Source organism: Pseudoalteromonas maris, from assembly GCF_049257235.1.
Taxonomy (GTDB): Bacteria; Pseudomonadota; Gammaproteobacteria; order Enterobacterales; family Alteromonadaceae; genus Pseudoalteromonas.
Window position 1 is genome coordinate 154760 of the sequence record NZ_JBMMUF010000008.1, and the last position, 9917, is coordinate 164676.

The window sequence follows — 9917 nt, forward strand, 5'->3', positions numbered from 1 at the left end:
CGCATAGATATGTGAGTATGATACCTAACCTGCATAAATAACCGCGATTTAAGTAGGTCGCTATAACTCCTGTGTAAAGGCAAATTAGTTAGCGCATCAGCAATAAAAAAGGCCGCTTAGCGGCCTTTTTGGTATTTTGAGGGTTCTAATTTTATTAAAGCATGGTCGATTTGCAGTGGTGATTAATGAAGTCTTGGTGGCTTGGCAACTGCTGTGCTAAGCGCAGAGAATTCATTTTTATATGTTCTAAGAAATCAACCAGCTCTTTGTCTGTCATTGTATCGACAATAGGGTGGTACTGTTTTGGCATGATCCCTTGACCCAGCATGACTTGGATCCACGAGTTTTCGCCAAAAAGCTCATTGGGCACTTTAAATACGCGGCCTGTCTCACGGAATAAATCGATACGATGTTGTAAGCTCTCAGGTATTTCCATGCTCTTACAGTGACGCCAGAAACGACTGTCTTCGCGATTAGTCACGTGGTAGTGCAGCACGATGAAGTCGCGAATATTATCCACTTCATGCGCCATTTGCGCGTTAAATTCGTCAACATCGCTCTGCTGTACCTGATTTTGCGGGAACATTTGCAGCAGGCGCACAATACCGCGTTGGATCAGGTGAATGCTGGTCGATTCTAACGGCTCGATAAATCCTGAGCTCAAACCCAATGCGATACAGTTTTTATTCCAATGTTTACGACGTTGTCCCGTTTTAAACTTGATTAGTCGCGGCTCAGTCAATAACTCACCCTGTACACTGGCAAGTAAGCGCTCTTTGGCTTGCTCATCAGATACATACTTGCTGCAATAAACGAGGCCATTACCGACACGACTTTGCAGTGGAATACGCCACTGCCAGCCCCATTCATGGGCAATTGAGCGAGTGTATGGGATTGGATCTTCAACCGCTGTTGTTTGCACGGCTAACGCCGAGTCACAGGGTAGAATGTGAGTCCAGTCGTCATAACCTGTGTGTAACGTTTGCTCGATAAGCAGCGCTCTAAAGCCTGTGCAGTCGATGAATAAGTCACCGTCTATTACTTGTCCTGACTCGAGCGTTAATGACGTGATGTAGCCTGTTTGGTCGTTAGTTTGGACCGAGGCGATTTTGCCCTCTTGGCGTTTCGCGCCATGTTCCTCGGCCATGTTACGCAAGAATTTAGCGTACAAACTGGCGTCCAAGTGATACGCGTAGTTAACGCCGTTTTTGGGCAATACTGCAAATTTATTCTCGTAGGCTGCGATGGTTTCAGGGCTATATTGCGCATAGTCGCCGGCAATACCACGCTCTACGCCTTTGGCCCAAAAGTGCTGAAAGCCACACGCCCAACAATCCTTGCCCGTTGTGCCAAACGAGTGGAAGTAGTCTTCGTTAACGTTGCGCCAGTTCTCAAAGGCGATACCGAGTTTAAACGTGGCGTTGGTTGCAGCCATAAACTCTTGCTCTTTGATACCTAATAGCTGGTGCAGGGTCAGTAACGGCGGAATAGTGGCTTCGCCCACACCCACAGTACCTATGTCATCGGATTCAACGAGTGTGATATCAAGGTGTTTGCCTATCAGCTTGGCAATAGACGCCGCGGCCATCCAACCTGCGGTGCCACCTCCGGCGATCACGACCTTTTTAATGCCTTGTGTGTTCATGTTACTTCTCCGCCATTAACGGTTTAATTTGTTTAACAGCTGCGCTCTGAGTCTTTTTGCTTGCACCGGGTCAATGTCGCCCAATGTGCCTTTGCGCTGCTGTGGAATATGGTTATGAGCATCCTCGTCGTCATTGAAGACGAATTGCTCAAATATGTTCTGCCACGCTTGCTTTTGATTAGCAGGTAATTGCGCAATCGATAACAGTGCGTGGTTAAGTGCATCAGCTGGATTGCCCAAATAACTCGGAGTAGAGCGCCACCAATAGTTTACGAGTGCATTAATATCACTCAAACTTTCAACATGGTGCCACCACATACTTGGAATAAATAGCGCATCACCCGGCTCTAGCTCTGCGACCTGAGCATGGGCAAGGGCTTTAACAAAGCGCGGGTACTTTTCTAAATCTGGTGCATTGAAATCCACCAAGCTGATAGCTTGTCCTGCCGGTGTAAAATCCAGTGGGCCAATGTAGAGGTTTTTAACTTGCTCTGGTGGAAATAAAGTGAACTTGCGACGCCCAGCTACCACACAAGCAATGTTATCTGGAAAATCAAAGTGTGCGGCAATGCGGCTTTTGTTACCAAACCACAGACTCACTAACGGGTTTAATTGCTCAACACCAAGCGGGTTTTCGGCCATGAGTTTGGGAAACCACATAGGCACAGATGTTGACCCCATGTACAAGGTAGGGGGCTGGTTGTCATCTTTGTGCTGGCGTAGTTTTTCGATTAGCTGCCCAAGAGAAACGCTTGCTGGTGAAAAATTGAAACCAGACATATCGTCATTGTAAAAAATGCGTCCTTCAATCTCTGGAGCACCGTAATACGCCGTGATCGGCTGGCCACTATAATGCTGCAACAAATACTCGCAGAAGGCATCGTCGCCGCGCTGCGCTTGTTGCACAAGGGGCCAGTCACTCACTAGCCCTTTGAGTATAAGTGGCTCTTGGCTTTGCAGTACGTCTTCACCGAGCGCATTGATATCAACGCCCTCAATGGTGCGTACTTGCTGCTTGAGTGACAACATGGCCGCTCCTACAATTACGCTTGTTCGATTTGTTGGTTCTTCATCGCAACCAGTTTTGCAAACTGCGACTGTGACGCCAGCATCATATAAATTGCGAACAGGTAACCACTTTGATGAATCGCTGACATTTGCTCTGCGCCGAGTGCTGCTAATTTATCTTCATTGATGGTGTAAAAGCCAAGCAAACGGTGCTCAGCGCCGTTGTTCAAGGTGATGTCTAAAGAGAAAGACTCAATTAAATCAAATTCATTGAGCATTTCGATGAACTTTTTGTTGTCTTCAACACCATGGTGCAACGTTTCGAGCATATCGCCTACACGTTGCAGGTAAGGGGTGTTACCACCAAACTCTAGAAACAGCGGCTCACCTTCATCGGTGCTTACGCGCGGGCTTTCCATATCGATATGGATAACGCGTTGGCCGTTTTGTTGACCAATTGAGAACGGGTGTCGCTCAATGGCCAGTGGTACATAACCAGATTGCCAGCCATCAGCATTCAAAAATAGGTTTTCACCCGCTTGAAAGCCAAACAGAGTGACAGGGTAAAACTGACCTGTCTGTGCATCTTTATGAAGCACAATAGGGTAGTACGCTTGTGCTGTTCTGAACTCAGCAGGGAAGGTTAGCGATAGCATTTGGTCGTCGCCAAATTCTGCTGATTTTTGTGTACGCACTTTGATATTTTGGTGGTCAACGTTGTTAAGTAATTCTGTTCTTGCCATCTTCTTATCCAAATTTAAATCTTGTTGAGGCCATGGGCGCGAATTTTATCGAGCAACGCTCGATTGGATTCCAATGCACCAAGCATTTTTTCAGAGGTTGCGCGGATCCGTGCAAATTCATGCTGCGCTTTTTGTTGGTTTTTGTGCCAACTTGTTGTTGTTCTAAGTGTAGGCAAGGAATTCATGCCATAAAGTATGTACTGATAACTCGCCGCTGGGAATAACTCCTCTGCATAAGGCAGATCGTAGCGACTTGGAATTTTGTTTTGCCAATGCGCCAAGCGCTCCTGCAGTGATGCAGGAATAGAGTCTGTGTGGCGATTATCACGCCAGTAATCGCTGTCATCGCGCTGTGACAACACATAGTGCAATTTTAAAAATTCAATAAGGTGTTGCCAGCGATAGCTAAAGGTTTGGTTGTAACGCTCACTGACAAGCGCCATATCTGCTGATGTTGCAGGCAGTTGTTCGGCAATAAATTTAGCGCCGAGTTCAATCATTACCAACGCCGAGGCTTCGAGTGGTTCAATAAACCCCGCCGACATACCAATTGCCACACAATTGTGGTGCCAAAACTTTTCACGGTAACCCGGATTAATGCCAATGGTGCGAATGTCCAAGTGCTCGACATCAGCGCCTACATAAGCCGCAAGCTCCAATGCTGCATCCTCAGGTGAACTGTGGGCGCTCGAATACACGTAACCTACGCCGCGGCGCGTTTGTAGGCCAATATCCCAAATCCAACCGGCTTTTTGCGCCGTTGATAATGTTGCTGATGCAATCGGGCTATCTTCATCAGGGTAGGGCACTTGCACAGCAAGTGCTCTGTCGTTGAACAAGATATGCTTTTGGCTCTTAAATTCAATACCGTAATGTTGCGCCAGCAACAGTGATGAAAAGCCCGTGCAATCAATGAATAAGTCGCCAGATACTTCACCATGATGTTGTGTACTCACGCTGGTAATTGCGCCGTCAATGGGGCCATTCACCCCAGTGACATCATCAACAATACGACGAACATGCAGTTGCTCTTGGCAATGGCTTTGCAGCAAGGTAACAAACTTGCCTGCATCTAGGTGGTAACCGTAGTTGTTTACGAATGCATATTCAGGTGTCGATATTTGTTTTGGGGCTCGCCCGCGCTCAATTTGTAGTGGTTGCGCAGACGCCGCATAAGCAAAATCAATTTTATCGTGATGAGCAAACCAGTAGGCCGCCAAATCTAGCTCATTGCTAGCACCTGGCACTGTAAAAGGGTGATGATAGGCGTCATTATCAGCGCCGTTTCGCCACTTTCTAAATAAAGAACCTTGCTTGAAACTGGCGTTACAGCAGTTAAGGAATTGTGTTTCACTGATACCGATGCGTTCAAGGGTTGAGCGCATAGAAGGCCATGTGCCTTCGCCTACCCCAATGTGGGCGATGTTATCAGACTCGATAAGGGTGATTTGAATACTTTTGTCAGGAGCATACTCTGCAGCAAGTAGTCCCGCAGTCAGCCAGCCAGCGCTGCCGCCGCCAACAATCACTATGTTCCTCACAGGAGTATTCATATTTACTTCACTTCTTTTTGCCTTATTTGCTACTACATTATTAATACACACTTTCGTGGTTAAAGAAAACGGTAGCCACTAAGGCTACGGCTACCGTTTCTTTATTATCAGCTTCGCTTAGAAGGTGTAACGAGCACCAATGTTAAAGCGACGACCAGTTTCCGCTAGGTTAACTAGCTGCTGTGAAGCACGTTCATGAGCACGGTTGTATTCATCTGTTAGGTTAATACCTTCTAGGAATACAGTTACGTTCTCAGTTGCTTCGTAGCTCACGTTAAAGTCCCACTGACCGTATGACTCAACGTAAATTGGGTTCGGCTTGCCGCTGAAGAATGATTCACCAGCAAGGAACTCATCACGCCAGTTATATGCGATACGCGCTTGTAGGCCATCTTTATCGTAGAAAGCAACAAGGTTGTATGTATCACTCATACCTGGAAGTGCGAACTGAGGCTCTTGACTTGCATTGTCGTAATCAAAGTCACCGCTTACAAGAGTCGCATTCGCTTGGAAACCAAAACCAGTGTCACCGATTAGGTGCTGAACCGCTAGCTCCCAACCTTTTAGAACTGCGTCGTCTTGGTTCACAGGGATAGTGATGTCAAACATTGCTGCATCATCGTCACCCGCTACACCTAGAATTTGACCAAGCTCATTCACTGTATCTGGGTAGTTAGCAATGATGTAGTTACGAATTTCAGTCGTTGTTGCATCTGCACCTAGTGCTGCTACGGCTGCGTCGTAACGAGAGCCTTGCGCTGGGTGAGGTAGGTTAAACGTTGCTTCACGCACTACGTCTGTACCGATGAAGTTCTTACTGTCTTTGTAGAAGAAACCTACTGACGCGTAGCTACCTTCTTCGTAATACCATTCAGCTGATAGGTCGTAGTTTGTTGATTCGAAAGGTTTCAAACCAGGGTTACCACGTTGACCTGAACCGCCGTTGATACGTACAAGAGAGTTCAGTGTTTGACCACCTTGGATACGGTCATAACCAGGACGTGCAATTGTCTTACTGATTGATGCACGAAGCTTCACTTCTTCAGTTACATCGATATCAAAGTCGATGTTCGGTAGGAAGTTGCTGTAATCACCAGTTAGTTCTGAGAATTCTTGCTCACCCGTTGAGATAAGGTTGAATTCGTTATCACCTGCCCAGGCAATGTTTGAGTAGGTAGGAACTAGTGCACGAGACGTTACGTCAGTTTCTTCGTAACGCGCACCCACTGACACGTGGAATGGCATGTCGCCCATTTCGCCTGCGAAGTTAAATTCAACGTATGCCGCTGTGATTTCTTCTTTAGTGCGACGGTCTGTCGTCATGTCAGAAGATGCACAGAATGATGTGCCACAATCACCTACACCACCAAGAACACCATATGTTTGGTCAGCAATAGCGCGGATTGTGTTGAAGTCCCAACGGAAGAATTCTTGTAGTAGTGCAGGATCACCGCTACCAGATGCGTCGAACTTGTCACCGATTGAGTCAAGTACGAAAGCGTCTAGAGGTAAATCGCCAGCAGCACCTACGCCACCCCAGTTATCTTGTTGAACGTTTGAGAACGCAGAGCGGTTGTTCATTTCAGAAGAGCTAATACCAAAGTTGATGCTTTCAACGATACCATCGTCAAATACATAGCTACCTTTGATTTGTGCTTGCTCGATTTCACTCTTCATTTGGCTGTTACGGAACGAGCTACCTGTTACGCGCATATCAGCTGCATTGATACCTGAAACGCCATCAGGGTATGTGATGCTAAGCACAGGGAAGTCATTGCTGAAATCAGTTGATGTAACAGCACGAACCCATGTCGCCATACCAATTACGTTGTTACTACCGTAAGGGCTATCAGGGCGTGATTCAGCTGATGAATCGTGGTAGTCGAACTCTAGCTCAAAGTTATCGTTAACTTGCCACTCTAGGTTAAAACCAAGTGACTTGTTTTCGTTCACAGTTTCGAAGCTACCGGCACCCATTGCTAAGTCACCCGGTGCGCCGAACGCTTCTGTGTATACAAGTGGTGCAGACACTGGACCATCTGTCCATACGCCGCTTGACGGACCAAAGTTGTACCATGCTGATACGTCATTGTATTGGTCAGAGAATTCGTTTTTAGCGTACGTGTAGTCAAGTGTTGCTGTTACAGAGTCGACTGGGCTGTATTGCAGTGTTAATTGACCGTTAGTACGAGTACGCTCTACTTCGTGGAATGAATAACCCACGCTTTGTGGTACAGAGTAAATACCATCTGCGTCTGGGTAGTTTTCATGTGCACCTTCACTTGCTGGGATTAGACCACCCCAGTCTGCGTTGCCGCCAGCCCAGTCGTAACCATTGATGTTACCTGGGAACGTACGCCAACCGCCTGTGAATGCTTGTTTGTTACCACTATCACGCTCTTGGTATGAAGCCGAGATAGCCACACCAATTGTGTTATCAGCAAATGTATTGCTGTATAAGCCTGATAGTTCAGGAGTGATTGAATCGCCTTCATCCGTTGAGTCATCCATCACGCCTTTAACACCAAAGGTTGCTTTTAAACCTGGAGCGTTAAGAGGACGAGTTGTCAGGATGTTGATAGTAGAACCGATACCACCAGTAGGTAGACTCGCTTTACCAGTTTTTGATACTTCAACGCCAGCGACACCTTCAGAAGCGATGTTAGCGAAGTCATATGCACGAGAAGATGATGCGTTTGTTGCTTCAAGTGAAGAAGCAGGCATGTGGCGACCGTTTAGGGTTACAAGGTTAAACTCTGGGCCGAAACCACGGGCTGTAACTTTTGAACCTTCACCGTTTGAACGGTCAATTGCGATACCTGTAATACGCTGTAGAGACTCAGCAAGGTTTGTGTCTGGGAACTTACCCATGTCTTCTGCTGTGATTGCATCTACAACACCCGTGGCGCTGCGTTTAACGTCCATAGACTTAATTAAACTGCCGCGGATACCTTTAACTTCAATGACTTCGATGCCCTGATCGTCTTGTGCACCTTCTTCTGCTGCATTGGCTTGGAAAGCCATCATAGAAGAAGCACCAAGAAGCAACGATAGGCTCGTTGCTAAGGGCGTCTTTCTGAATTGTTGTTTTCTCATTATGTTTCCCCTTGATACACCCTGAAGTCGTTAACCAACCAAATGAAAGCGCTTACAAAAAAGTGTAAAAAATATATTTTGTTGTCGCTTACTAAAAATGTAAGCGCTTTCAAATTTAAACCATGCCTAAAAATAAATCAATAAAAAGTCTGATCAATTAACGGTGTATTTACATTCATACTCACATCGTCATGATTATCAAGGCTTGCAGCTTTGAGGAGGGGTATCGTTATAGCGCATAATTCCACCTAAAGTATCACCTTGAAAGGTCATTTTTATTTATTCTTATCATTAGGTTACCTAAGTAAAGACGACAAATTTAAATCTCGCCAGAATAAAAGTACACAAGAAGGAGGGAGTGTTGAAAGTGTGATGGTAAGTCTCTAATTTTAATCACTTTTGTATGAAGGTATTAAATGTGGAATGACGAGCTACCGTGGCTGCTCGTCATCAAAAATATCTTCAATACGCATTTCAAACAACCTTGCGCACTTAAATGCCAGTGGCAAACTTGGGTCAAACTTGCCTTTCTCTATGGCGTTGACTGTCTGTCTAGAAACATCGAGCGCATTAGCCAAATCAGCTTGCGTCCAATCACGCTCAGCGCGAAGTACTTTTAAGCGATTCTTCATTCTTCGCCCTCATCATTCAGGCGTTTGTTCATCACAATGAGGGTTGTTAGGTAGGTTAGCGACATGAAGATGACTAAATGGGAGATGTCCTCATTGAAGTTGAGTATGCCGCTGGATTGCACCACAGAATACGCTAAACCAAATACCACGCTCGCACCCAATGTAATCCCCATGGCATTAAGCTGTATGCGTTGTTGCATTTCATCCAACCCCAAAATCTGCTTTTTGTTTGCCATAATCATCATCACTCCGACCAGCACATTAATACTAATAGCGATAATGCTGATAAATGTTTGCTCCTTGGGCCACATTACGTGAGGACCGAATGATGCAATCGCTAAGGTGATTAACCACGCAGTCGTCCACTTGGCTAAATTCAATGTGTTTAGCTTATTACGCTGTTTAAACGATAGTTCTTTCTGGCTCATAAATTTCACCTGTTAAGCAATTTAGTTTGACTAAATATCAATCAAGCAAGCCGTTAAGTCAAGTGTATTTTACATTAAGGTTGGTTTTATTTACTTTTTAGACGCTCACTTTCTGATAAGTTGATCGTTTCTTCTATGCCACAACGTGCACAAAAATGGTCATCGTGGCTTATGAGTATAAATCCGCCGTGATACTCAAAAAGTGCCTTAGCAACATAGTCCTGTGCATCTAAATCAAGGTGGTTGTCTGGCTCATCTAGCAGAACTAAACAAGACAGCCACCTTAAAAAGGAAGAAGAGTTCATAACTTTTCTCTATGGTTTGCTAGATAAAACGCGCATTTTTGCACTCCATGTGATTAAAGCAAACGGTTAATTCACCTGAAATATCTGATTTTACACATTTCAGACGTAGGTTGGTCAAAGAGGGTTAGCTCTTTATCAAATCAGCTGTGTTCTGCGAGTTAAGCAAATAAGGCTTTGCTGTTACTAAGGCAACTTCGTCGCTGTCGGTGCATATGGTTGGCGTAGGTGGTGATTGTAGACTCTTTACCAACGACATTTTTAAATACCTTAGTCAAAGTGATGGTTAGTTTAAGCCAGTTATCAGGGCTGATATCGAGGCGCTCCAATATGGGGGTTGCAGCATTGGGTATTGCCCCGCGTTTATCTTCTCGTATGCAGCGGCCTGTCCAATCAAGAAGCTCAAGGTAAGTACTGAGCTCAAATGGCAGTCCTTTGGGCATATGTTTGCGCGGGTTGCCTGCAAAGCGAAGAAGGCTTTTTGGTTGTTTTGTTTCTTTGGCTGCCTCA

At 45.6% G+C, this 9917-nt stretch carries 8 protein-coding genes and 1 pseudogene; all 9 read right to left on the reverse strand.

Annotation, left to right across the window (positions count from 1 at the left end; all coding sequences use genetic code 11):
* Positions 1 to 154: 154 nt before the first annotated feature.
* On the reverse strand, positions 155 to 1645 hold the full coding sequence (locus AAEU32_RS12330) for a tryptophan halogenase family protein (RefSeq protein WP_421970827.1): 1491 nt from the start codon (positions 1643 to 1645) through the stop codon (positions 155 to 157).
* A 15-nt stretch (positions 1646 to 1660) separates the two neighbouring features.
* Positions 1661 to 2674, reverse strand: coding sequence for a cupin-like domain-containing protein (locus tag AAEU32_RS12335; protein ID WP_421970828.1), 1014 nt, complete (start codon positions 2672 to 2674; stop codon positions 1661 to 1663).
* Positions 2675 to 2688: 14 nt separating this feature from the next.
* Positions 2689 to 3396, reverse strand: a complete 708-nt coding sequence (locus AAEU32_RS12340) for a SapC family protein (protein WP_421970829.1) — start codon at positions 3394 to 3396, stop codon at positions 2689 to 2691.
* A gap of 14 nt (positions 3397 to 3410) precedes the next feature.
* A complete protein-coding gene (locus AAEU32_RS12345) occupies positions 3411 to 4949 on the reverse strand; it encodes a tryptophan halogenase family protein (protein WP_421970830.1) in 1539 nt (512 codons plus the stop codon).
* Between the two features lie 117 nt (positions 4950 to 5066).
* Positions 5067 to 8045 (reverse strand): TonB-dependent receptor, encoded by a 2979-nt coding sequence (locus AAEU32_RS12350; RefSeq protein ID WP_421970831.1) that lies wholly within the window; start codon positions 8043 to 8045, stop codon positions 5067 to 5069.
* Positions 8046 to 8476: 431 nt separating this feature from the next.
* Entirely contained in the window at positions 8477 to 8677 is a 201-nt protein-coding gene (locus AAEU32_RS12355) for a helix-turn-helix transcriptional regulator (RefSeq protein ID WP_421970832.1), read from the reverse strand.
* On the reverse strand, positions 8674 to 9105 hold the full coding sequence (locus AAEU32_RS12360; protein WP_421970833.1) for a hypothetical protein: 432 nt from the start codon (positions 9103 to 9105) through the stop codon (positions 8674 to 8676). The genes AAEU32_RS12355 and AAEU32_RS12360 overlap by 4 nt, the downstream gene beginning before the upstream one ends.
* An 86-nt stretch (positions 9106 to 9191) precedes the next feature.
* Positions 9192 to 9410 (reverse strand): P-loop NTPase family protein, encoded by a 219-nt coding sequence (locus AAEU32_RS12365; protein ID WP_421970834.1) that lies wholly within the window; start codon positions 9408 to 9410, stop codon positions 9192 to 9194.
* A gap of 158 nt (positions 9411 to 9568) precedes the next feature.
* Positions 9569 to 9917, reverse strand: a pseudogene (locus AAEU32_RS12370) (transposase); the annotation flags it as partial.